This window comes from Rhizobium sp. BK491, assembly GCF_014194925.1.
GTDB lineage: Bacteria > Pseudomonadota > Alphaproteobacteria > Rhizobiales > Rhizobiaceae > Rhizobium.
Genome location: NZ_JACIAR010000016.1, coordinates 1 through 23,965 on the forward strand (window position 1 = coordinate 1; position 23,965 = coordinate 23,965).

The window sequence follows — 23,965 nt, forward strand, 5'->3', positions numbered from 1 at the left end:
CTTCTTCCAGACGAATGGTGACGGACCCGACGATGATCTCGGGACGGCTGGCCTTCTTGATCGGCGGTTCCGAAACAGGTGGGTCGACGATTACCCCTGCAAACTCCACGGCGTCTTCGGGTGCTGGCAGAACCAGCTTGCCCTGCCGCGCCATCGTTCGCCAGGTAGAGTAGAGACGTGGTTTGGCTTCAAACCATGTCGCTCGGCTACCTCACTCACCATCACTCCAGGCCGAAGACTTTCGGAAACGATCTGTGCTTTTACCTCGTCCGGCCAGTGCCGATGAACCTCACGTCCAGACTTCTTGGTCGTGAGAACCTCCAATGTACTCTCCATGGAGAAACTCCCGTTGCTCGTCCATGGATAGGCGATCACAGATCAGGGCGGCGAGCACAACGTGGGAGCGGAACACCTGTTACGCTGAAACGTTGACAGATCAGCCACTTTGCTGGAGACCCGGTTCCTGGCGAACTCGATCAGGTTTGAGGAAAACATAGGCTTGGCCAGTCCAAAGCCCTGAAGAATATCGCATCCAAGGTCTCGAAGTATAGTTGCGTGTCCAGCCGTTTCTACGCCCTCGGCTGTCGCCTTAACGCCGAGAGAATGCCCCATACCAATGATGGAGCCGACGAGTTCCCTTTGCTCCGATGATGTATCTATAGAGCGGATAAGCCGCCTGTCGATTTTTAGGGTGTGAGGCCGGAGGTGTAAAAGGCTCATGATCGAGGCATGCGCAGTGCCGAAGTCATCTACTTCAATCGATATGCCAAGCTTGCGAATGTAGGCAAGGTTTTCCTCCATTTGCGCATCCAACTCGTCGAGGACTATTGATTCTAGAAGCTCGAACGAGAAGCGGCTAGCCGTTTCCGGATCTATGCCGAGCAGGGTCTTGAGTTTGGGATCTTGCAAGCGTCGGGCGGAAACGTTGACGGAGCATTTTGGAATAGACACCCCGTCCTTTGCCCAAATCTCCGAGTCCGCCATGGCCTTTCGAAAGATCAAGTCGTCGATGTCGCCGACGATGTTCATTTCGTCGGCAATTTGGAGAAATTCACTAGGTGCAAGAAGACCACGCGTTGGATGCTGCCAACGGACGAGCGCTTCGACGCCCACAATATCGAGCGTTATCGCGTCGAATTGCGGCTGATACATCGGAATGAATTCGTCTCGTTCCAATCCAACCAGGATCTCGTCCGAAATCTGTTTTAAGGTCACCACACGACTGCGAGATTTAGTTGAATAGAAGTCAAAGCGGTTCCGCCCATGCTCTTTGGCCTGATAGAGAGCGATGTCCGCATTGATCAGGAGGCTACGCACGTCGACGTCGCGACCGATTTCGCAAGCAATACCGATGCTTGTACTGGAGCGACAGTCGATTCCATTTATGTTTACGGGCTTGCGCAATGCATCGACGATATTCTTGGATACCGCCTCAAGCGGCTCCACCGAACCGTCAAATCTGACGATCGCGATGAACTCATCGCCGCCAAGGCGGGCAACGAATTCATCGCTTCGAACGCTCGCCTTCAGTATCTTTGCTGTATGCTGCAGTAAAACATCGCCGACATAGTGCCCATAGGTATCGTTGATCTGCTTGAAGCGGTCCAAGTCAAAATGGAGCACAGCAGCGCCGCCACCGGTGGCCTTGCAATCGGCTTCAATGCTAATGATCTTTTCTTCCAGATACCTGCGGTTGGGTAGACCCGTCAGAGGATCGTGCAGCGCAATGTATTCAATATGCTTTTTGGCGGATTCGAGTTCGGCGTTCCTCGCTTCTGCAAATTTCTTGGCGTGCGCAAGATCCCGCTGGAGGGCGAGATCGGCGGTAACATCCCAATTCGCCCCGATCATCTTGCGATGGCCGTCATTGTCGATGAACGGCAGTGTTCGGGACCGAATGAAATGTTCCGAGCCGTCCCGAAAAATTACCCTATACTCATCCGAGAAGGGGATAAGATTAGCGACGTGGTGATCTACTTTCTTGAAGACCCGCTCCATATCATCGGGATGCAGCATGGATTCCCACAAGCCGCCAATCTTCACCTCAGATTGGTGCTCGACATCATATAAGCGGAACATGCCCGCGTCCCATTCGGCACTACCCAAGTCAAAGTCAGCCTCGAAAACACCGATCTTCGAGACTTCGAGTGCCAGTTTGAGACGACGCGATATCCGCTCAAGCGTCTCTTCCGAATTTTTTCTGGTCGTTATGTCGGTATCCGTACCCACGACACGGAGGGGGCGGTTGTCACTATCCCATTTGACGCAGCCACCGCGACATTCAATCCAGATCCAATGGCCCTGCCGATGCCTGTAACGGTATTGAAATACACAAGGACTTGCATCTCCTTGCCGCTGCTCGTGAATGCCATCCAAAACTGTTTGCTTGTCATCGGGATGAACTTGTTCAAGCAACTCATCCAGCGATCTTGGAACCGCATCTTCGGCCGACAGGCCGCGAATCTCGCGCCATATATCTGAGTAGCATGTTTCCTCTCGCTCGAGATCATGATCCCACACCGCAGTCCGGCTAGCGATCAGGGCGAAATCCAACGGTCTTTCGGCGCTCGTCTCCGTCGCGGTCCGAAGGAGATGCACGTCAGTCGGCACAAAACGCGCCAGCACCGGGCGCGGCAGCGCGGCTCCGTCGACGTTCGTTGCCAGCTCGATCAAGACATGCCAAGAAGAGCCGTTGTTGCTACGCAAGAAGACCTGCGCGATCCGGGTAACGCCGGGTATCGCCACTGCTGCTACGAGTTGCGCGTCGAAGATAATTCTATCATGGGCGTCTAGGAAGTCGTGGATATTCCTTCCGACGCGAAAGCCCGGCAGAAGTCGAGCGACATTCGCAAGGGCTGAGTTTGCCTCCATCATCTCGCCATTCGGAGCCAAGACAGCTGCCGCGAGCTCGGCGTCGGCCAACCACGCCGTAGCTGGAGAGCAATCATCCTCTTGATGGCAACGGGCTGTCTCGATGACTGAATTCAAACGAGTTATCTCCAATACTTCGAGATCACGAGAGAACAAGCTTCATCGAGGCAAATAAATTTGCCGTTAACAGGGTGCGAGAGCGACGGTGGAAAATTAATTCGCGGCACAGGCGGATAGTCCCGTTATGGCAAGGTTGCAGCCTTGTGCTTGCCAAATGTCTCCGTTACCAAGCTTCTGACCCAACCGGAGGCCGCCGTCCGTTGACGGTCATATTGTGGGGCGATCCCACCCGCTCATCCGGCACGATGACCGTGCAGGTACTCGAGATGATGGGCGAGGGCAGCGCAAGGGGTCTCATCCCGGGATAAAAACGGGTTTCGGCTTGTGCCCGTCGGATTGTTAGCGCCAACAAAATAGAATGACGGATGCGATTTGGGACCTGGTGCCCAATGGATTTGACTGAACGGCACTTTCGATCCTTGTTCGAGGCGCGCACCTGGGAGCGCGACATTCCCTATGCACGGCGTGGACGAGTTTCACACATTTGCCATGAGGCGGACGGCGATATCACGGTATCGGTTCGCGGGCAGTGGCGGAAAGACATATCGCCAGACGATTTGCCCGCTCCGTGACGGGGGCGCTTGAACAGCTGATGCGGTTCCCGGTTAGCACCAATTGCAAGCATGTGGCGGCGGTATGCCACAGCATCGCCGCGCAGCATACAGAGGCTTTGAGAGAGAGGCAGGGGCCCGATGCCCGGCTTCTGCGGGCTCAAAGAGCCCCCGGTCCAGAGTCGGAGCTTGTTGAGGACTCCCCAATCACGCCGACGTATAGTATATTGATGTGCGCACTAAACTCCTTCTGTGCCAGGCGCCAACCCGTTATCTATTCCGGCGCCTGGTTTTTTGTTGCCGCCAGGAACAGCAGGTGAGCATTGCTGGTCCGGATAAACAGCTTGAAACCTACATTCAGCAGTTCGTCGATGCCAATCGCTACGGCTCGAAAAGTGAGGTTCTGCGGGAAGGTATTCGACTAATTCAAGATCGAGATAGGAAACTGGCTGCATTGGATTCGTCGATTATGTGTAGCATAGTCGATGCTGACAAGCAGCGGAGCCATGCTGCAGATAGGCGACCTCATCGCGAATGACAATCCGCAGTCACTCCCCTGATCGCGCTGCAATCCAGCGATAGATATCAGGCAAACTGAGGAGCGAGCCGCAGGGCTTCGCTGATTAGAAAAATCGCAACCAGTACGATGCAGAGACGCTCGATGAACATAGGTTAGCTTCCTGATTGGAGTGACGCTTTTTCGTCTTTATGCTCTGTCTGATGTAGACCGCTCGTGCCGAGCAATTCGGCGAGAGAGCCTTGCCGCCGCAGCGCGTGACGAAGCCAGGTAGTTGCCGGCGCAGCCAGTCGCCGAGGCGTTTTGTGATCTCGGGATCATTGGCAATTTTCAACCGCTGCGGGACAAGGGGTATCGAGTAGGACCTTATGGCACGTGGTGTTAGCGCGTTCGTATTTGCCGAGACGGACATTGAAGATAGCCTGCTGTGCTTCCAGTTTGGCCACTCTCCGTACGATCGATTCAAGGGCCATTTCGGAAATCTCCTGTTGATGGTTGTTGCACTGCCATATCCGAGATCCAATCCAAGATGTGGCAGGCAATGCGTACCTCCAGTGCCAGTGTCACGCGTCCGCGCTAGTTGCCTTCGCCCAGCATGCTTCATTCTCGGGTTCATGTGGACAAGATCGCGATTGGCAGCTCCGCATCCCCTCATTTCCGCCACGTATCTCTGTGCAATCATTCCGCACTTTTTTGCCATTGCATGCCGACGGTGGCAATGGCTGTAATGCAGATTATCGCCGTGAGGATGATGATGCTGAAGTTGACGTGGCTTTTGACTCAATACTATCCTTATGCGCGTTCACCGGTGACAGAGCCAGGCAGGCTGAGAGACCGACCGCCGGCCAGAGTGGTTGTCTGACTAGTGTGGAACGATCAGTAAGGCGTTTGCCGCATGAGCGCCCGCCGGACGGTGCCGTCACAGTCCAGCCTATTGGTGTGGTCATGGCCCACTGGCCATGATGAGAGTCGCGACACCGATCGCTTATTTAGTTGTGTGTGCTTAAAAGGCGCACGGAGTCCGATGGTCTGATGTGACAAATATTGCTTGGCATGTCTGTCGGATTGTGGCTCTGTTTCACGGAGCGTAAGTTTATGTCTAACGAATTTGGCGGTTTTCGGGGGACGGGGACCTATCGATTTGCTCCCTGTTTCGCCGGTGGAATGCGACGAAGTCCACAGCGGGCAAAGCCTTGGAAAACAGCCAGCCCTGGCCGAATTCGACATTGCGGGCGCGCAGATACTCCGCCTGAGCTTCAGTCTCGATACCTTCCGCGACGATCCGAAGCTTTAGTGTCTTCGCCATGTCGATGATGTGTGGCGTCACAGAACTGGTCGCGGTCTCCTGGCCGATTGTCTCGACAAACGACGTGTCGATCTTCAAGGCATCCATCGGCAGTCCCTCGAGATATTGCAGACTGGAGTAGCCCGTTCCGAAATCATCGATGGCGACGGCATAACCGAGTTGGCGAGCGCGGTCGATCGTTGCGCGCGCCAGTTCGATATCCATCAGCCCGCGCTCTGTCGCCTCCAGCCATATTTGCTGGGGATGTATGCCGGTATGCTCAAGCGCCGCTGTCATAACGGCCAGAAAACGTCCGGTCTTGATATCCTCCGCACTGAGATTGATGGCGATATGCAGAGACCGATCTGTGACCAATAGCTTATTGAGGTCCAGGACAACCGCTTCTATAACCTGATCCGTGATCGGCATGATCAGACCGCTTTCCTCCGCGAGCGGAATGAAGAGATCTGGTCGAACAAGTGACCCGTCAATTAGGAAAACCAGTTAGCACTATGAGCTTCACAGCTCGGAAAGTAGATTTGGACCTGATCCGCAGATCACCATACCGGCCAGCGGTTTTTGAAATGCCGCAATCGAAGGGCTGACAGAAGACCGCACTCGATCACACGTTCAGTCAATCAAAAACCTCTTGCATAACGGGCGGCAACCACAGAAGAAGTGTTAGGGCGATCTGCCGGGAGCTTGGCATATCGCGGAAAGTGGTGGGGAAGGTTCTGCGCAATGATGAGACGGAGTTCAAATACGAGCGGACCCGTCAACCTCAGCCGAAGCTCGGCCCCTGGCGCGATCAGCTCGATGGAATGCTGCTCGCCAACGAGGCCAAATCCTCTCGTGAACGGCTGACACTGATCCGGATATTCGAGGACTTGCGCGACCTTCGGTCGCCGCGGCTTGCTTTTGAAGCGCGATCAAGGCGTCCTTGTTAACTGAAACGGCGACGCCTCGCGTGTCGCGCAGAGCCTTGAGCGCCTAAAAGGTGCTTCTAAGCCGCGATAGCTGATGCAGACCAACGGAGTAATCACGGAATTACTGGCCGGTGCACACGGCGTCCGAAGCTGAGCTTACTTCAATCTGGATCATAGGAAACTCGGTCGCGATCTCGCGGTAAGCTTTTTCGAGATCGACACTTGCCCATAGAGAGGCACGTTCTTTTTGGACGGCTCTGAGGCGGGGGGATTTTATTTCGATTACGAACGGTCGTGGCTGCATTTGATTTGAATACCTTATTGGTAGAGAGACGAGCGAAACAGGGAGGTTTCTCCCAGTTGTACGAATGGCGGACTGAATTCAGGCCGAGATGACGATTTCGGTCATGATCGTAACAGGCGGTGCACTGGCCAATTCCGCGCGATTTTCATCCTGAGCGGCGACAGTTTCGCTTGAACTACTGACATTTGGTTTTGAAGGCTTCGATTTGGGAGGAGCCTTCTTTGGAACCCGCATCACAGCATCAAGCGCGATAGCTGCCGCACGCATAAAATCTCGATTGCTCATTGTTTGTCTCCGTACCCAGAGATGACCGTGCCGGCCGACACGCGAACAGCATCATGCTGTCCGTGTAAGCACCTACGCAGGTCAATCTGGCGCGAAACTTGCTTAATGCGGACTGAGTCCGTCGGTCCGCATCCACAATTGGAAAGCCGTATACGATACGCGCAACAATTAACTTCGGGCATGACCAGATCGTCCGACTGTCACTTTCAGTAGCAATGGTGAAGCCGATAGCTGCGCCTGCATATTTTATAGGAAAATGAATGACTGCAATACAGGCAACTGATTTCAAACCTTCCCACTCCGGTACGACCTTTGAAGGTATGATTGAAACTTGTTCGAGCCGGTTTGGCCCCTTTAATGCATCACCAGAAGGTTTGGGGCGTGACTTTGAGTGGAAGTCCGGCCTCTGGAGCGATGGCACGGCGACCTTGATCATCAGCGAGTTTCAGACTGAGTGGCGGGCACATGCGGTCCCGGAAACACCTGAATGGTTATCGATCCTGCTGCCGCAAACGGGTGCCATCGACGTTACACTTGGTAGCGACAGGATCGAAGGCTCGCCTGGTAAGGTGCTCGTCGTGAACAATCATGAAGTCGAGCGCTTCCATATCCGCGGAGCCCCACATCGTTCGGAGACCCTGCGGCTCGACTGGGCCGTCATGGTGCAAGCGGTCGCGGCGATCCTTGAGATGCCGCTGGATGGATCGCTCGCGCTGATGCCGGTCCTGGATCTATCCCTGCACTCCGGTGAGTTGATCGGCAATCTTGCAAGAACTATCTCGTTTGGCATGCGCGACAACGGTCCCCTGCTGCATTCACGTATTGCCATGTCCAACTTGACCAATGCGCTGGCTGACCTGATCGTTCGATCGGTTCCCCATCGGCTCTCACATGTGCTGGACAGAAAACTCCATCTGATTGCACCGAGGCACGTCCACCGCGCGATCGATTTCATGCATGAGAATATTGACCAGCCGATATCCATGGCGGAGATCGCCGAGGCGACCGGCGTTTCCCTTCGCACGCTTGAGAATGGGTTTCGCGCTTTCAGGGAAACGACGCCCGCCGCCTATCTTCGCAGCATTCGTATGAAGGCGGCTCGTGAGGACCTTCTCGATCCGTTCAACAATCAGTCCGTGAAGGCTGTTTGTCTGAAATGGGGTTTCTTTCATTTCGGGCGATTCTCTCTCGCCTACCGAGCCGCCTACGGTGAGAGCCCATCCGAAACAAGGAAGCGCCTGCCAACGGTCTGAAGCCGTTACTGAAAGGTTGGAAAACTGTCTGATTTCCGCAATCGCTATCCCGTTTGCGCAGGTACTGCGAATTGCAGCCCAGGAGGCAAGGTGTCGTTAATGTCCTTGATCCTTTGGTGGACCGACGAGGCCCCATCAATGACCAGCGGTCGCGATGTTTTAAAGGCGCCTTCTCCGCTCGAATGATTTGAAGCGGTCCTTTTCAAACATGATCCATATCCTTGCGCCGTCCGCCCCAGGTGAAGGGGCCACGCGGATGTGCTTCTCCATTGCCTGTCACTCTCATCCAGAGGCACCTTTTACATGTCCATGAACTCCCTGAAGATCGGCACGAAATTGCTAAGTCTGACACTCCTCACTGTTACCATTGGCTCGGGCGTCAGCATCTACGAGGCAAGGAAGCTTCGGTCGATTGACACGACCTATAGCGCGGTTATCGATACCGACGTCAACGGCACACTCACCATTGCGGCGATCGATAACAATCAGCAGTCGATCGGCCGTCTTCTGTACCGGATGATTGCAGAGCAGACGCAGGAGGATATGAGAAAGTCTAACCAGGAAGTGGAAGAGACGTTCGTTCAAACGGCCCAACTCATCGAAGATGCAACCCGGTATTACCCTGACTGGAGGCGCGACCTGGACAATCTGTCTGGCGATTTTGGCATATTGCGTGACGTGACCCGTCAGATTTCTGCCGCGACGCTCGCCGGGGACAATGCGACTGCGATGGCGCTCGCCATTGAGAAGTTTCGGCCGGCGCGGAAGAAAGCCGGTCAGGATACTGCTGCGCTCTCCGACAAGGCTAGAATCGAATTGGCGCGAAAGAGCGATGGAGCGAGTACAGAATCCGACGCGATCATCATGACGAGCTATTTGACCCTTGGCTTCGGTGCAGTGCTTGCACTCGCCCTCGGTTTCTTGATGAGTGCAACACAAGTTGTGAGACCCATACGCCGGCTGACCGCAACCATGTCAACACTCGCGAATAGCGATCTCTCGGTGGGCGTACCCTTCACCGAACGCGGCGACGAGATCGGCGAGATGGCGCGCGCTGTGGAGGTGTTCAAGCAGAACGGCATCAAGGTGCGCGAGATGAACGCCCAGGAGGCCGCGCTGCAGGCGAAGAGCGCCGATCTGCAATCGAGCATTGGCGAAGTCGTGTCGGCGGCGGTCGCCGGCGATTTCACCAGGCGTATAGGCAAGGACTATGACAATGCCGACCTCAACCGCTTCGCCGCCCAGGTCAATGAGTTGGTGACGTCGGTTGACCACGGGATCGCCGAGACCCGGCGGGTTGTTTCGGCACTGGCCGAAGGCGATCTGACGGAGTCGATGCGCGGCGAGTTCCAGGGTGCATTCGGCGAACTCAAGAACAATGTCAACGCGACAATGGCCAATCTCCGCTCGGTGCTCGGCGAGGTGCGCTCGGCAATCGACACGATCAACGGTGGCGCCGGCGAGATGCGCAATGCCTCCGGCGATCTATCCAAGCGCACCGAGCAGCAGGCGGCCTCGCTGGAGGAGACGTCCTCGGCGTTAGAAGAGATCACCGTTGCGGTGAAGAGTTCGACCGAGCGAGCGACGGAGGCGAGCCACATGGTCGACGAGGCGCGCCGGTCGACGGAACAGTCGAGTGCTGTGGTCGAGGACGCCGTCTCGGCGATGGGCCGGATCGAGAAAGCCTCCGGCGAGATCGGCCAGATCATCAACGTCATTGACGAGATCGCCTTCCAGACCAACCTGCTGGCGCTGAATGCCGGGGTGGAGGCCGCGCGTGCCGGCGATGCAGGCAAGGGTTTTGCCGTCGTTGCCCAGGAAGTGCGCGAGCTTGCCCAGCGCTCAGCCAACGCCGCCAAGGATATCAAAGGCCTGATCAACCGTTCCGGCGAAGAAGTGACTTCCGGCGTCAAGTTGGTGACAGCAACGGGCGAGGCGCTGTCGCTGATAGAGAGCCATGTGGTCAAGATCAACGAGCATGTGCATTCGATCGCCACGGCCGCGAAGGAACAGTCGGCAGGGTTGGGTGAAGTCTCGACCGCGGTCAACCACATGGATCAGGTGACGCAGCAGAATGCGGCGATGGTTGAGGAATCGACCGCCGCCACCAACCGGTTGGCCGACGAGGCGGCGACACTTGCCCGCCTGATCGCCCGTTTCAAGCTCGATGGTCACGGCGCCGCTCCCCGCGCCGTCGATCATGACAGCAGGCCGGTTGCATCGCCGGCCCGCGTGCTCAGCCGCAAGCTCGCCGGCGCGTTTGGCGGACGCGGTGTAGCGGCAGCAGCGGTCGCCTCGGAATGGGAGGAGTTTTGAGGACGTGTGTCTCTCCGGTCGCGAACCAGACGGCTGCCATGGAAATCATTGTGTTCCATCTCGGCGACCAGCAATTCTGCTCTGCATCAAGACCACCGCGATCCGGGAAATCCCGGGATGGGCAGCGGGAACGCCGCTGCCCCATCGTCGTCAACGCGTGCCGGTGAAGGCCGATCCAGGAACGTCCTTCGAAATGATCAAGGCCTAGTTCTTCCTTGAGTTGCTGATGCGCCTGTTCGCATACCCAGCGCGCCTTGATAGCGCCTGCGAGTTGCTTGAGCGGGGTGTCAGCGGGAAGATTGGAGAGAGAATATTTGCGCTCGTCGGTGGAGCGATGCTCGCCGATGACCCAGACCTCCTCACCAGGCAAGTGTTGGGCACCCATGTCGCGGATGCGCTGGGGTGGACCGTCGGCGACCCGAACACGGACAGCGGCGAAGCGCGCTGAGAGGCGACCTTTGGTACCACGCCGCCAACTGACGGGAGCGGGAAAAACCTGGGGGTCACGCTGCAAGATTTAGCTTTGCCTGCTCAAGTCGACCATCCGCAACGGCGGCTCGGACCTGAAGAACCCGATGAGCGCCAATTGGCGACCAACGCATCTGACGCTTCTTGTTCATCCGAGCATTGACCAGGCTGTTGGCAGCACTTTCAGCCGGTGAGCTGGATATCGGCAAGCCGGACCAGTACCGCTGGCAGTAGTTGACGATCGAAGCTTCGTTTTGGATCACGTAGGTGCCAAAATTGCTGATCAGTTCGTATAGACGCCTGATTTTGCCGTTCGCATCGCGCAGCCCGGCATGCTGATCCAATTGGGCAAGCATCTGCTTTACGACCTCGCTTGCCTCTCGGACATATCCACTCCATAGGAGATGCCGAAGTCTGGGCACATGGATTGCGACGTTTTGTAGATAGACTTCCAGATTTTGCAGATGTCTGATGCCCTCCCAGGTCTGTTCAACGTGCCGCAGCCGCATCGATAGATGAAACCAGTCGAGAATATGCGTAACGGGCCCGCGTGTTGCGCTGACAACGATGCTTTGCAAGCCAACTTCTCCGTCGCTGAAGACAGTGACATCTCGGCCAGGCAGCCATCCTTGTGCGCGCATCGCCGCGCGAAGGATATCGTGTTTGCCGGTAGCGATATGAGGCGCACCGGCAAACTGACGCGGTGCGCGGCCTTGCGCAACAACGCGTCCCATCGCGATCTCGAAATGCCGGCTTTGATAGCCGGGAACAGCACGAATATAGGCGCCGTCGATGAAAACGGAAACGGGAGACTTGCCGGCGCGACTGAGACGATAAGGGCTCGCAACGTCCCACTTTTCGATCTGATCGGCAACCTTGGCCAGCCGGTTACTCAGAGCCCGGTGATTATGGGCTCTTGCCGTCGGCAAAAAGATATCAAGTACACGAGCTGCTTCTCGAAAGGACAAACGGGAGCCGAGTTCTGCCTGAATTCGCTCCAATTCCGGCGTTGCTCTTCCATTCAACAGGGTCGGGGCGCAATCGGTGCCCAATCTTGCGCTCGATCCGCATTCACAACGTCGCCACCGTGGCACGCGCACACGACAAAGGCCGAAGAGCGAATGGATCGTACGGGATCTGTAGTCGTGAACCTGGCGAGAGCAATTGCAGTGCGGGCACTTCCGATCACGCTGGGCGGCCTGATCCGTCTGAAACTGCGTCAGCTCCTTCTGCAGATGCAGCTGAATTTCTTTGGCTTCTTCCAGGGAAAGGCCAAAATCCTCGAGGCGAGCCTCATCGACACTTCGCTTAACGTTGGCAATTTCGCGACGCTGTTGAACGCCGTCCACCCCCACAAGCTCCACGGAGATGATCATCTTCAATTGTGCGGTCAACGAGTACCCTTTCCAAAAAGCACTCGATTACCTGAATACTCTTACCCCCACATTTTTCCCCACTCTCGATGCCGACGGCCTAGGCAAGGCCGCGCGCGGTGAGCGCCTGCCTGAACGGCGCACTCAAGCGATATCCGGCTTGGTGCTGTAGGCACGATGGTCATCAGGCACACCGGCACGATCGAGCCGGGCGGGGTTGGAAGTCCAGCTCTCGGGCAGGAACAGCCGCAACCCCACCATGACCGGCACTTCGCCAGAAGCCAGTGTCAACGACACGAGCGTCTGGCAATTGGCGTTCTTGCCAAGCACCGAGGCATATTGCGCCGCCACGCCGACCGAATGGCTTCCCTTCTTGGGCAGTGCCGTGTCATCGACGATCAGCCACGCATCGTTCGCGCCAACTTGTCTGTCGGCCTCAGCCAGCAGCGCCGCTTCCAACGGCGCCGCATCCCAGACACCACTCGCTACGAAATGGTGCAGTTGGTCGTAGCTGACGGTGCCAGCACGTGCCGCCATCGGTTGAACACTCTTGCGATCGCCAGGACCGATCAATCCCGCGACATACGCAGGGCACATCCGTGCCCTCGTCTTGTGCCGCAGCGCCCCAACAAACGGCGCTAGCCAGCGCTCCAAATCAGCTTGCCAGTTCTCGTCCATGGCCGGCACCTCCAAAAGCCGACCTCCTAGGAATCACCGAAATCCCTTCTTGGGAATCTGGAGGGTTATTTGAGGTCGCATCAGGCGGTGCGGCGAGTTCGGGGCGGCCTCATGTAAGCCGGATTGAACTAAGACGCGGGTTGTTTGACCTGCTATGGGGAATTGAGAGCCAACCTGCCGGAGATGAAGGACGCCGTATCTGGTCCCGACTGCTTTGCGGGCGGCACTGAGCCGGGAATGATGCTTTCCGGTGCGGTTTGCCGAGGACTTTGCGGACTTCGCTGCGATATTGGAAGGGATCCGCAGCCTTTTGAGCTTGCTGCGGTCGAGCGATATTGCTCGCCGAAGACGCGCTGAACGACTGGGAATATTCTGAGAGGCTGATTGTCGGGCATCATGATGTATCGCACCGGAAGGATGATGGTCGCGGTGGTGCAACAGGCGCTAGGGTGACGCCTGTCCTACGCATGGGACGCCGGCAATCGGGGCATTCGTAGGACTGCCCGTGCTGTATTTGGCGGGATGCGGTTGCCCGCCTGTTGGTGATGCCTGGCCGAGGAGGCTTCTGCAGAGACCGAAACGATCCCGTCGATGGCTATTGGCCAATAATCTTTTAATCTAGGAATCTTGTAAGTTACCAGCTATCTCATACGGTCTCGTGCACCTTGCCAGATGTGATCAAACGCCTTGGCCCCATATTATTGGTGCCCGTTTCCGGCTGCCAGCCCCTTACCTCGTCCTTTGGGATTGGCTTGCTGTAGAGATAGCCCTGCGCCGCGTGGCATCCGTTTGCTTTCAAAAAGGCTGCCTGATTTTCCGTCTCCACGCCTTCCGCTACCACTTGCTGGCCGAGGCATTTGGCAATCGAAAGAATTGCCTTGATGAGTTCTCGGTTGCGGTCATCAGTATTGTTGATAAAGGATCTGTCAATCTTGAGCACGTCGATCGGGAAGCGGGCCAAGTAGCTCAGCGCCGAATAGCCTGTCCCGAAATCGTCGATCGCGATTGATATGCCCATGTGGCGGAGCGATGTCAGCACCTTAAGTGTCTTTTGCTCGTCATCAAGGAAAACGCTTTCCGTTATCTCGATTTCGATCCACTCAGGCCGGCAGTTCGTTTCGGCAAGAATATCGGCGACTTCCGCTATCAGATCCTGATGCAATATCTGCCTGGCGGAGACGTTCACGGCAATTTTGTGCAAAAACGATCCTTCGGCATTGAACTCAACGGCCGTTCGGCAGGCCTCCTGGAGAACCCAGCGCCCGATTTCGAAGATGAGCCCCGTTTCCTCCGCGATGCGGATGAAGCGGTCCGGCGGTACGTTTCCCAACCGTGGATGGTGCCATCTGAGCAATGCCTCAGAGCCGGTGAGCGTGTGATCCTGCAACCGAAATTTCGGTTGAAAGAAAAGCGTCAATTCTCGCCTTTCGAGGGCATGTCGGAGTTCCGTTTCTATTTCCAGGCGTTCCTCCGCTTTCACGGTCAGTTCTGCCGAATAGAAACGAAAGGCACCACGGCCGGAGTGCTTTGCGAAATACAGCGCCGAATCGGCGTATCTGATCAAATCGTCGGCCGTTTCTGCGTCGTCCGGATAAGTTGCAACACCAATGCTGCATGAAACGAAGACCTCCCTGCCGTCCAGCGAGAAGGCGTCGGCGAACTTGTCGAGCAATGCCTTCGCCAGTCGTGCCAGTTCATCCTTTCGCATATCCGGCAGGATAATTGCGAATTCATCGCCGCCGAACCGGGCTACCGTTCCCAAATGCTCGACGCATTCCTTCAAACGCTTCGCCGCCTGACATAGCAGCTCATCACCTATCGGATGCCCCATGGTGTCATTGATCTTCTTGAAGTGATCCATGTCGACCAGCATCACGCCGGAAAGCGGTTCGCACCTTGCCTCATCGGAGATCAATTCCTGCAGAAGACTATTGAAACTGGCCCGGTTGGGCAGCGAGGTCAGGCCGTCATAATATGCCATGCGCTCGACCTCTTGCCGGGAAGCGTTCAGCTCGGTGACGTCACGCGCGATTCCGAGGATACCGCTAATTCTTCCATCCTCGTCCCTGACAGGCACCTTTCGGGTTTCCAGCAATTGGGAAGCGCCGCTATCGCCGTGAACGACCCATTCCTCGTTTACCGTGATGCATCCCGCTTCGGCCGCTTTCTGATCCTTGTGACGAAAAAATTCTGCAAGTTCTCTTTCGAAAAGGTCGAAATCCGTATGCCCCACAATTTCCGCTTCCGATTTGCCGACAAGTCGTTCGAAGCCGTGATTGCATAGCAAGTAACGACCTTCCGTGTTCTTCAACCAAACCATATCGGGCATGGTCTGAAGCACGGAAAGCAGATGGTTTCGCGCCTCGCTGAGGACGGTTTCGGTCCGCTTCAGATCGGTCACGTCGCGGGACAGCACCAGGAACGTGGTATTCCTGCCATCGCCGCCCGGTTTCGCGGCTATGGAGTGCTCGAACCAGCGGGTTGTGCCATCCTGCTGTATGATGGGAATGACCTTGCCGTGGGTGGAACCGTTCCTTTCGGCTTCGCGAATTCCACTCAACGCTTCGGCCGCGGCGTCTGGAGGAAGCACTTCATTGAGCGTCCTTCCGATGAGCTCCTGACGGGTCGCAGCTAGCAATTCCGGACTTTTGGTCCATACCTCCAAGTAACGGCCGTCCCGGTCAATCTCGAAAAGAATATCCGGTATGACGATGATCAATCCTTCAAGAAAACGATAGGCATCGTCCAGGCTTTCTGTGGAAAGGTCTTTTTCCGCCATCTCATATGCGCTGTTACGCAGCGTGGTGAGTTGTCCGGTCTTTGCGGTCTTTGCTGGCGAGCCTCGAAACAGATCCAGCAGCGCGACGCAGGTCCGGAGCGTGCCCATGTCGATAGGCGGTTGACGATCCGCGCGATATGCATTTTTCGTGGAGCCTTTTCGCAGGTGGGAGCGCTTCTTACAATTATCCATGTCTGATCCGGGTTGGGCATTTGAACGCGACTGGTTTGCAGATTGGCGTGGCTAGACCGCTACGCGGCGGCATATTGCCGGACTGAAGATGAAGCTTCCGTCAGAATTCCTCCCATTCCTTGGCTGCTGCCGCGGTCGCCGTCCTGCTGCCGAAGGCCCGGGTAAGCTTGTTGCCAAGGGCACGGGCCGGAGAGGCGACCGGCTTTGCCGTTTCGCGGGCGGCACCTGGGCCAGCAGCAGCTTCCAACTGGAACCCGGCGATGAGATTGCGAAGCTTCACCGCCTCCTGGGCAAGGCTGGAGGCGGCGGCGGTCGATTGTTCCACCATGGCCGCGTTCTGCTGGGTCGTCTGATCCATCGAATTGACGGCAGTATTGATTTCCGCAAGGCCCGTTGACTGCTCTTTGGCCGAGACGGCGATGGCGTTCATGTGGCTGTTGATCTGACTGATGAATCCGCCGATGACGTTCAGCGCCTCGCCGGTTTCGCGCACTAACTTTACTCCGCCTTCGACTTCGGCTGTCGAGGTCTGAATCAGACCTTTGATTTCCTTGGCCGCCTGCGCCGAGCGCTGAGCAAGCTCGCGCACTTCCTGTGCGACGACGGCAAAGCCCTTGCCAGCTTCGCCGGCACGCGCAGCCTCGACCCCTGCGTTTAGCGCCAGAAGGTTGGTCTGGAAGGCGATCTCGTCGATCACGCCAATGATGTTCGAAATCTGCTGCGAGCTTTCCTCGATCCGCCGCATTGCCTCCTCGGCATGGGAAACAACCTCGGCAGATTTCTGAGCGCTTTGGTTGGCCTGCGTGGCGACCGTGCGGGTCTCTTCGGTCAGCTTCGTCGACGAGCCAACATTGGCGACGATCTGATCGAGAGCCGCGGCAGTTTCTTCGAGCGACGCAGCCTGTTGTTCCGTCCGCTTGGAAAGGTCCTGGGCGCCTGACGAGATCTCGCGTGTGCCGTTGTCCATCGCGTCGACACTTTCGGCTATCGTCGTAAGTGCTGCGCCGAGCTGACGGATGGATCGATTGAAGTCCTGGCGCAGCGGCTCGAAATCGGGCGCGAAGGTCTCGTTGATCTGGAAGGCGAGATCGCCGGCGGCAAGCCGCTTCAGACCGACTGCGAGGTTTTCTGAGGCAAAGCACAACTGTTCTGCTTCCTGCTCTGTGCGGCGCTGCACCTCGGCGCGCTCGGCTTCCTGCAGGCCGCGAGATGCAACCGCCTCCTCTTCGAGGCGTTTGTTAGCGACGGCGTTCTGCCGAAACACTTCGACCGCCTCGGCCATCGCACCGATCTCGTCTGCGCGGCCAATGAATGGAACAGCACTGTTCGTGTTGCCCTCAGCAAGCTTTTTCATCGTGCTGGTAATAGTGGTGAGCGGCGCAGATATACCCCTTAATGCATATAGGGTCGAGAGGATCAACATGAGAGCTACGGCAGCTAGCGCGGAGAAGGTCGCGACCTGGGTTGCCTCAAAGGCATCGCCGCTGTCTTTGTAGGCCTGCTTCGAACCGTCATCATTAATTTGGACAAGTTCGTCCGGAAGTCCGGACAGTTCGCCAAAGGTTTCGCGCATCTCCCCCTTGAACATGGCTGTTGCTTCAGAATTCTTGTTGGTGCGTGACAGGTCGAGCATTTGCTTATGAAGTACTTGGTACTTCGACCAAAGGGCGCTGAATTGATCGTAAACATCTTGTTCATGTTTCGAAGAAATCAGGCGTTCATAGGCCTTGCGATCAGCGGCCAGTTGTGCGGATACGGACTCCAGCTCCGCTTCCGCGAGCTTCATTCCGTCCTGGTCGGTCGAAAGAATATGCGAGCTTTCCGCAATGCGGTAATCAGAAATATCCGAGTTAAGGGCACTCGCCATTTTGACGCTTGGTAACCAGTTAGTGGCGATGTCGACTGTCGCTTCATTGGTCTTCGCCAATCCGCGTACTGCGACGAACCCCATTGCGGTGGTCGTCACAAAAAGAAGAAGAAATATGCCAGGCAGTGCGGTTTTTATGCTGGGGCGGTTCATTTCAATACCCGATCTTAATGGAGGCGAAATCGACGATAGATCGCGCAAGGCTGCCGGAGAAATCATCTCTGCAAACGGATCATGGCGTTTTGCAGCGACACATGACGAACCGTCGCTCGTGTCTCTTTTGTGCATCGCAAAAATTAGTGGATCGTTATCGCGCGCAAAGTGGCTACCCGGGCTTTCCATCAGCCTGCTCACCAATCGCCGCGGCTATCGAACGCCCATTCGACACTCCTAGCAACCGGGCATAGAGCGCTTCCATATAATTGGTGACGTGCAGGAGTTCGTCCCTCTCCCGTTCCAGCGCCGCTTTCGTCTCAATTTCAATGGAGGCCTGCGAGGCGTCATTCGTGTTGGTTGGCTCAAGGCGAGATAAGGTGGTGTTTACATTCATTGGTCGTGTCTTCCGGTAATATTCGAAGCTTTTGGAGGATCCCGGCCGTTTCCCGGCCGGGATGGCGGTTCATGCGGCGTGTGCCCTTTCTTCCAGCCTCTCGAACATGTGGTCGAGATTGAGAAAGTAGACCTCGCCTCGTTCGAGCGGGATGATGCCATACAAAAGGTTCGGATTGAAAGACGTTCCAAGCTCTTGCGCGGGTTGAACCTGGTCCACTCGGATCGCGAGAATGTTCCGACCCCTGACCGACGACAAGGCCAACAATGTTCTTGCCGACTTTCGCAGCGACGTTGCCGCGGCCCATCCTCGGATTTCCCGGATCGAGGTGGTCTTGATGCAGAACTGCTGGTCACCGAGATGGAAAGCGACGATTCCCAGCGTCGCTACATGGCCGGCGGCCGAAGTTGCCGCCCGCATCAAGATTTCTTCCACTCATTTGTAGCCAACGCCGCAGCGGTTCTGCCGCCGAAGGCGCTGACAAACTTGCTGCCGAGTGCATGTTCGAGAACTGCGGTATGGGCATTGTCGATGGATCGTAGTCGCGTCGCCTCATGGCGGTTGATGCAAGAGCCGATGGCCACGATCAGACACCTCAGTTCCGGCAGTTTCGTACTGATCTTCAGGGAACTAATAGGCATGTCGCGTGTACCTTTGGAGCGAAGGAGGAGCAACGATTGTTTCGACACGCAGCGAGCATGCATATCCACTCGGGTTACGGACGGCATATCCGCTCACGCAGGCGAGAGGCGGAGGATATCGATCATATTTGAAGGGCATCGCCTCAAATCATTGGGGCGACGGAGATGCAAACGCTGTGGCGATAGCCGCATGTCAACTCTCACTCAATCAAAGCACGCACCAGGGTTAATAAAACGCTACTCCGCGGCCTGCGGAACGCAGAAGTTTCGCGATTCGGATAGTCGCGAAGAAAGTGGATAACCTTCTTTCTCTGGAGCAGAAGTTCGACCGCGTGGCGGCGGGATTACCTGTTGTATACTCCACGGGGTGTGGACAACCAGCTTGCTAGAGTGACGGCCTTGCGGCAAATTGACAATGGTCCCAATGCTATGGATCCAACGGAAATCCTCCCGGGACGAACGCGGCGACCGGCCGCACAACGGTCATGATGACTGGGCCGGTCGCCAACTTTACTAGATCAAAGCAAGTGGTTGTTAGAGGGCGAGAGATGCGTGGGCGCTAGCTGCATTCTGCTTTCGCGATAGTTTGCAAACTTACGGATGCGGATTGGGAAAACCATGCCGCTCTGACGGGGCTGCGAGAATCTTATCCTTTTCTGAGATGAACGAAAAGCCCTCATAAGTTCCCGTTTGATGAGGCGATGTTGCTCCATCCGCCAGCACCAGCAAGGGAAGGGATTGGTTTTCCTCCCCCACAAGCTCAATGACGGGAAGTCTCGGCCGAGGCCATTCAATCCGTTCGACGTCGAGCCGCTGCGCCAGCGTGGGGAACGATACCAATACCCCTTCCATCAGCGCACAATGCCAGCAATAGAACCGCTGGCCTGGATAGGCCGGGTCTTCAAAACCTGGGCGTATCAAGAACAGCCTGTCGCGGTTCATCTTCTTCATCGCTTCCTTCATCTGGAATATCAGGGCTGCAGCCAGTTTTCGACGCTTAGACCGGGTACACGGGAGAACTCGCGGACATTGTCCGTTACGACCGTCGCGCCGATTGCCAGTGTCTGGGCCGCAATCCAGGTATCGTTTGCTCCGATCGGCGTTCCCTGGCCCTCCAGGAACGCTCGTATCCGTCCATAGTGCAGCGTCGTGTCGTGATCGATACCGACCAGTGGCAGCCGCTGCGCCAGGGTGGCCAGACGCGCGCGATTGCGTTCGCCATAGGCGCTTTTCTCTGCGCCAAACTCCAACTCGCCCAGCACAATCACTGAAAGCCGTAGAGTGCTCAACTCCTCCGTCTCCAGCCGCTGGCGAATCTCAGGTCGCCCCTTCAGACCTGCGATCAGAATGTTCGTGTCCAAGAGGTAAAGGGCAGACACGATTTAGCTGTCCAACGAGGCAACGCCCTCAGCCGGCTGGTCTTCAGGCGCGGCCAGATCGATTTCCGCGCTATCAGTCCACAGATCACGAAAGGCGTCGGCTGCTTTACGGGAGTAATCCGGAACCAAACGTGCGACTATCTTGCCATGCCGAGTAACGGCGATTTCCTCGCCCGCCTCGACCTCGGCCAGCAAAGCGGAAAAATGGGCCTTTACCTCAACGACGGGGACACTCTTCATGGCGACCTCAAGAAATGACTATATGGTCAGAATATAGGGTTATAGCGGCTCAATGTCAAAAAGGTGCGGGCGCACCCAAAAATCTTGGGGGAGGCGTGCTGCTGATAGCGCATCCGTCTCCGCGAGGAGCATAAACTCGTCGCCACTGAGGAGCGCGATGAAAGCAACCTCAGCGACCGTCTTCAGACGCCCATCAACGGCACATAACAGGACGTCGACGACATTGTGTCCGAAGGGTGGCGTCGCCTTAATCGAGTACGGGGGGAAAGGGAGTCTTTGGCATAGCTTTCAGGCCTCGATTAACATGGCGATTTCTCGCCAGGCCGTGATGGCATGGGCGCGAAGTTGGCGATGATCAGTGGCAGTGAGATGTTTTCGATGAAGATGGAAGAGATTGGCGATCTGACCGTGGGTTGAGACGAAACGCTGGCATTGTATCGCCGATTTGAACCGCATCATGCGCTTTTCTCGTCGTCGCACAGGAAGGTGAGAGTTCTCCGCGCGGTTGTTCAATCCTTTATGCGAGCGATGCTCGACGTCTGGCATCAACTCAGCCTTTGCGGCGGCGTAAGAGCGCAGCTTGTCGGTTACCATCATTCGCGGCATGACGCCCTGTCCTTTGAGCAGCTTGCGCATCAGCCGAAGAGCTGCCTTTTTGTTTCTCCGGCTTTGCAACAGAGCATCGAGAACATAACCATCAGCATCTACGGCACGCCAAAGCCAATATTTCCTGCCCTTGATCGAGACGACCAGGCGAGTGGCGCAGGGGAATTTCACCCCCACGCTCTCTCAGAACCGGACGTGATACTCTCGCATCATCCGGCTCCCATTGTTCGACCGTATCCATGAAGCAGAGGCCAATGGGCGAACAGCCGAGGTTGGCGATGCGCGATGCGCAAAAGCCAATGCCGGGATCGCCGCTTATGCCCACGCAAGGACTTGTACTTTCCCGAGGCCCATCGGGCCAAGTATCGCTCGACACTCCAGAGCGTAGGTTGGAGAGCTGAAGGACAGAACCGACCATAGTAATTGATCCAGCCGCGGATGTACGAGTTGAACATCCGTGCCAGATCATCGAGAGCCCTGTCACTGCGAAGGTGCAAGGACCAACTACGGATCGTGCCCCGTATCGCCTTGAGCGCCGTCGGACTGGCCGCAGGACCGAATGAAACACCCATGCCCCCGGCCTTCTTGCTCACAAGTCTCGGCCGGAAAGCGTAGCCGAGAAAGTCGAACTTGTAGACCGGATGAGTGCCTCGCCGACTTTCATCCCTGCAATAGACGATTTTGGTCTTGTCAGGATGAAGCGTCAGCCCACAATCAGTAAAACGCGCGTCCAGAGCGTTCCGAAGCGCCATCGCCTGGTCCTCGGTCCGACAATGACAGATCGCGTCGTCAGCATAACGCTCAAACGGAATGTTCGGGAAATTCCGACACATCCACATGTCAAACGCATAGTGAAGAAAGAGGTTTGCCAAGAGAGGGCTGATTACCCCGCCCTGTGGCGTTCCTCGTTCTCTGGCGACGAGATTTCCGTCCGGCATCTGCACTGGCGCTTTCAGCCATCGTTCAATGTATAAAAGCACCCACGGGCAATCGGTGTCCTTGCGCACAGCCCGCATCAGCAGGTCCGGTTCAATGCTATCAAAGAAAGCCTTGATATCGAGATCAAGAACCCAGTTGTAACGCCAGCATCGCTGCCGCGCCACGCTGATCGCATCGAGTGCCGATTTGCCGGGCCGATACCCATAGGAATCCGGATGGAATTCAGGCTCCACCGCCAATTCCAGAGCTTGTACAGGTTGTTCGTAAGATCAGCCTCAAAGTCCAAAATCGTCTGGCCGTCAATACCAGCCGCTCCTTGGTTGGCTCTAACCCTCTTATATGCTTCCCACACCTCCCTTTTCGGGATCGCGTACTGCTTTGCTCTATCCACGAGGATCCTCCCGTCGCCGGTTGTCCACGCTCCAGAGCTGAACAACGCAGCCCCTTCGCTCCAGCCCCATTACAGGACCTTCAGCACTACTACGGGCTGCTCCGCCCCTGTGCTCCGCTTCGGTAATCTCACCCTCGCAGGGACCGCCGGCTTGGGTTTCTCCCTTAACATCGGAGCGACAGGTTCCCGCGTTCCACACGAAAGCCTGGTCACGAGTCACGCCGCCTTCATGCCGGATGCCGCCTGGGCAGAAATCAGGTCGCCCCCCAGACTTGTCCCGGGCTAACGAATTCCTCCCGGTTTCGACATCATCTTGCACTTTTCGACACGTCATCAGCGGTTCGCTTGCGCTCGTCTCTCCAAACCTCACCTGACGGACTAACGTCCGCCTTTTCTGCAACGCTCACCACCACGGCTCCTTACCGTTGCAGCTTGCAGTGGTTTGTAACCTACCCCTGACGGTCAGCTTCGAGGGACCATACCCTCATCTTCCGTGCAGCTTGGCTCCCACACTGCTGTGGGTGCCTCGCGGCACACTCTCGTCGAGGTGCCACTTGTCGGCAAAGTTGCCTCGCGACCGTCGCCGGAGTTGATGTGCGAACTTGCAGCCGAACTTCGCGACCCACTCGGAGACGGTCTGGAACGAGACATCGATGCCACGCTCGGCAAGCAGGTCTTCAACGCCACGCAGGCTCAACGGAAACCGATAATAGAGCCACACAGCATGGGCGATGATCTCGGCAGGAAAGCGGTGGCGCCGGTAGCGGGGCGTTGAATCTCCGATGGGAAGCTTTGTCATCGCTGGCGAATATCATCATGACAGATGCAAATCGGTTAAGGCAACGCCACCCGCGGCGACGATGTGATCCGTTCGGGCGGAGAGAACGGCGTGTTTATCAAGGGGGGATCCGGCAACCAGACACTGATTGGTGGTGGTGGCAACGATGTCCTTTCGGGTGGCTCGGGAAACAACCTCATTATCGGGGGCACCGGTAAGGCGGTCATTTATGCCGGTCCCAACGGCGATGTGATTTATGCCTCAGACGGCGGTAGCATTATCAGTGCAGGCGGCGGGGACGACTACATCTATGGGCGCGCCGGCAACGATGTGGTCGTCGTTGGCCGCGGCAATGCCACGATCGATGGCGGCCTTGGCACGAATATCGTCGAGTTTCATGGCAACTACGGCGATTATAGCATCGCCAGAGACGGCGATATTTTCACCGTTACGGACCACTTAAGTTCCATAAACTGGATTATGCTAGATTTACCCGTATTACGAGCATTACCATGAGATTTCGCCAAGCGCCTTCACATTCCGCTAATCCACATGGTGCCACTCTACGACACAATAACGACGCGACGGCTGAAGAGAGCAGATTTCATGAGTTGCCCGGCGGCCGCAGGCATCCCCGGCTGCCCGCTAGGACCATC

At 56.5% G+C, this 23,965-nt stretch carries 16 protein-coding genes and 9 pseudogenes; 6 read left to right on the forward strand and 19 right to left on the reverse strand.

Translation table 11 applies throughout. The features are described from left to right. Positions 1-90 precede the first annotated feature (90 nt). Positions 91-336, reverse strand: a complete 246-nt coding sequence (locus FHX05_RS28560; protein ID WP_183876134.1) for a transposase — start codon at positions 334-336, stop codon at positions 91-93. Between the two features lie 42 nt (positions 337-378). After that, positions 379-2,988 carry a GGDEF and EAL domain-containing protein gene (locus tag FHX05_RS28565; protein ID WP_183876136.1) on the reverse strand — a complete coding sequence of 870 codons (2,610 nt, stop codon included), beginning with the start codon at positions 2,986-2,988 and terminating at the stop codon, positions 379-381. Positions 2,989-3,858: 870 nt separating this feature from the next. On the opposite strand from FHX05_RS28565, the gene FHX05_RS28570 reads away from it, so the two are divergent. After that, entirely contained in the window at positions 3,859-4,080 is a 222-nt protein-coding gene (locus FHX05_RS28570) for a type II toxin-antitoxin system ParD family antitoxin (RefSeq protein ID WP_183876138.1), read from the forward strand. A gap of 1,078 nt (positions 4,081-5,158) precedes the next feature. Here FHX05_RS28570 and FHX05_RS28575 read toward each other — a convergent pair. Then, positions 5,159-5,833 (reverse strand): annotated as a pseudogene (locus FHX05_RS28575) (EAL domain-containing protein); the annotation flags it as partial. A 164-nt stretch (positions 5,834-5,997) separates the two neighbouring features. Between FHX05_RS28575 and FHX05_RS30630 the strand changes: the two are divergent. Continuing rightward, positions 5,998-6,243: pseudogene (locus FHX05_RS30630) on the forward strand (IS21 family transposase); the annotation flags it as partial. A 409-nt stretch (positions 6,244-6,652) separates the two neighbouring features. Here the strand turns inward: FHX05_RS30630 and FHX05_RS28580 are convergent. After that, positions 6,653-6,859 (reverse strand): hypothetical protein, encoded by a 207-nt coding sequence (locus FHX05_RS28580; protein ID WP_183876140.1) that lies wholly within the window; start codon positions 6,857-6,859, stop codon positions 6,653-6,655. 260 nt (positions 6,860-7,119) lie between these two features. Between FHX05_RS28580 and FHX05_RS28585 the strand changes: the two genes are divergently transcribed. From FHX05_RS28585 to FHX05_RS30635, 3 genes and pseudogenes are all read left to right on the forward strand, one after another. Further along, positions 7,120-8,112, forward strand: a complete 993-nt coding sequence (locus tag FHX05_RS28585; protein WP_183876142.1) for a helix-turn-helix domain-containing protein — start codon at positions 7,120-7,122, stop codon at positions 8,110-8,112. A gap of 303 nt (positions 8,113-8,415) precedes the next feature. Then, a complete protein-coding gene (locus tag FHX05_RS28590) occupies positions 8,416-10,428 on the forward strand; it encodes a methyl-accepting chemotaxis protein (RefSeq protein ID WP_183876144.1) in 2,013 nt (670 codons plus the stop codon). Positions 10,429-10,466: 38 nt separating this feature from the next. Beyond that, a pseudogene (locus FHX05_RS30635) lies at positions 10,467-10,573 on the forward strand (chemotaxis protein CheW); the annotation flags it as partial. Here FHX05_RS30635 and FHX05_RS28595 read toward each other — a convergent pair. The 15 genes and pseudogenes from FHX05_RS28595 to FHX05_RS28660 all read right to left on the reverse strand — a co-directional run. Continuing rightward, positions 10,571-10,909 (reverse strand): annotated as a pseudogene (locus tag FHX05_RS28595) (IS701 family transposase); the annotation flags it as partial. The pseudogenes FHX05_RS30635 and FHX05_RS28595 sit on opposite strands and share 3 nt — an antisense overlap. Before the next feature lie 22 nt (positions 10,910-10,931). Further along, entirely contained in the window at positions 10,932-12,290 is a 1,359-nt protein-coding gene (locus FHX05_RS28600; RefSeq protein ID WP_183876146.1) for an ISKra4 family transposase, read from the reverse strand. Between the two features lie 82 nt (positions 12,291-12,372). Then, positions 12,373-12,984 (reverse strand): annotated as a pseudogene (locus FHX05_RS28605) (transposase); the annotation flags it as partial. Between the two features lie 609 nt (positions 12,985-13,593). Continuing rightward, the gene (locus tag FHX05_RS30640) at positions 13,594-14,928 is read right to left on the reverse strand and encodes an EAL domain-containing protein (RefSeq protein WP_246699148.1); all 1,335 of its coding nucleotides are present in this window, start codon (positions 14,926-14,928) and stop codon (positions 13,594-13,596) included. Positions 14,929-14,967: 39 nt separating this feature from the next. Continuing rightward, positions 14,968-15,918: pseudogene (locus tag FHX05_RS30645) on the reverse strand (PAS domain-containing protein); the annotation flags it as partial. A 100-nt stretch (positions 15,919-16,018) separates the two neighbouring features. Continuing rightward, complete coding sequence (locus FHX05_RS28615) at positions 16,019-17,938, reverse strand: methyl-accepting chemotaxis protein (protein ID WP_183876149.1); 1,920 nt, start codon at positions 17,936-17,938, stop codon at positions 16,019-16,021. 172 nt (positions 17,939-18,110) lie between these two features. After that, positions 18,111-18,335, reverse strand: coding sequence for a hypothetical protein (locus FHX05_RS28620; RefSeq protein WP_183876151.1), 225 nt, complete (start codon positions 18,333-18,335; stop codon positions 18,111-18,113). Positions 18,336-18,404: 69 nt separating this feature from the next. Then, entirely contained in the window at positions 18,405-18,755 is a 351-nt protein-coding gene (locus FHX05_RS28625) for a chemotaxis protein CheW (RefSeq protein ID WP_183876152.1), read from the reverse strand. Further along, positions 18,755-18,976: a hypothetical protein gene (locus FHX05_RS28630; RefSeq protein ID WP_183876154.1), complete on the reverse strand. Its 222-nt coding sequence runs from the start codon at positions 18,974-18,976 to the stop codon at positions 18,755-18,757. The genes FHX05_RS28625 and FHX05_RS28630 overlap by 1 nt, the downstream gene beginning before the upstream one ends. Before the next feature lie 594 nt (positions 18,977-19,570). After that, a complete protein-coding gene (locus tag FHX05_RS28635) occupies positions 19,571-19,918 on the reverse strand; it encodes a DUF3088 domain-containing protein (protein ID WP_183876178.1) in 348 nt (115 codons plus the stop codon). Positions 19,919-19,947: 29 nt separating this feature from the next. Further along, positions 19,948-20,355 carry a PIN domain-containing protein gene (locus FHX05_RS28640; protein WP_183876156.1) on the reverse strand — a complete coding sequence of 136 codons (408 nt, stop codon included), beginning with the start codon at positions 20,353-20,355 and terminating at the stop codon, positions 19,948-19,950. Positions 20,356-20,358: 3 nt separating this feature from the next. Beyond that, complete coding sequence (locus tag FHX05_RS28645) at positions 20,359-20,595, reverse strand: type II toxin-antitoxin system prevent-host-death family antitoxin (protein WP_183876158.1); 237 nt, start codon at positions 20,593-20,595, stop codon at positions 20,359-20,361. Between the two features lie 288 nt (positions 20,596-20,883). After that, a pseudogene (locus FHX05_RS28650) lies at positions 20,884-21,348 on the reverse strand (DDE-type integrase/transposase/recombinase); the annotation flags it as partial. Positions 21,349-21,410: 62 nt separating this feature from the next. Further along, a pseudogene (locus FHX05_RS28655) lies at positions 21,411-22,531 on the reverse strand (group II intron reverse transcriptase/maturase). A gap of 532 nt (positions 22,532-23,063) precedes the next feature. Continuing rightward, positions 23,064-23,330: pseudogene (locus tag FHX05_RS28660) on the reverse strand (IS6 family transposase); the annotation flags it as partial. A gap of 90 nt (positions 23,331-23,420) precedes the next feature. Here FHX05_RS28660 and FHX05_RS28665 point away from each other — a divergent pair. Then, entirely contained in the window at positions 23,421-23,825 is a 405-nt protein-coding gene (locus tag FHX05_RS28665) for a hypothetical protein (RefSeq protein WP_210295027.1), read from the forward strand. Positions 23,826-23,965 lie beyond the last annotated feature (140 nt).

Excerpts from the sequence above, each read along its gene's own strand:
- FHX05_RS28560 (WP_183876134.1), bottom strand. The coding sequence starts at position 336 with ATGGAGAGTACATTGGAGGTTCTCACGACCAAGAAGTCTGGACGTGAG.
- FHX05_RS28580 (WP_183876140.1), bottom strand. The coding sequence starts at position 6,859 with ATGAGCAATCGAGATTTTATGCGTGCGGCAGCTATCGCGCTTGATGCT.
- FHX05_RS28585 (WP_183876142.1), top strand. The coding sequence starts at position 7,120 with ATGACTGCAATACAGGCAACTGATTTCAAACCTTCCCACTCCGGTACG.
- FHX05_RS28590 (WP_183876144.1), top strand. The coding sequence starts at position 8,416 with ATGTCCATGAACTCCCTGAAGATCGGCACGAAATTGCTAAGTCTGACA.
- FHX05_RS30640 (WP_246699148.1), bottom strand. The coding sequence starts at position 14,928 with ATGGCATATTATGACGGCCTGACCTCGCTGCCCAACCGGGCCAGTTTC.
- FHX05_RS28615 (WP_183876149.1), bottom strand. The coding sequence starts at position 17,938 with ATGAACCGCCCCAGCATAAAAACCGCACTGCCTGGCATATTTCTTCTT.
- FHX05_RS28620 (WP_183876151.1), bottom strand. The coding sequence starts at position 18,335 with ATGAATGTAAACACCACCTTATCTCGCCTTGAGCCAACCAACACGAAT.
- FHX05_RS28625 (WP_183876152.1), bottom strand. The coding sequence starts at position 18,755 with ATGCGGGCGGCAACTTCGGCCGCCGGCCATGTAGCGACGCTGGGAATC.
- FHX05_RS28630 (WP_183876154.1), bottom strand. The coding sequence starts at position 18,976 with ATGCCTATTAGTTCCCTGAAGATCAGTACGAAACTGCCGGAACTGAGG.
- FHX05_RS28635 (WP_183876178.1), bottom strand. The coding sequence starts at position 19,918 with ATGAACCGCGACAGGCTGTTCTTGATACGCCCAGGTTTTGAAGACCCG.
- FHX05_RS28645 (WP_183876158.1), bottom strand. The coding sequence starts at position 20,595 with ATGAAGAGTGTCCCCGTCGTTGAGGTAAAGGCCCATTTTTCCGCTTTG.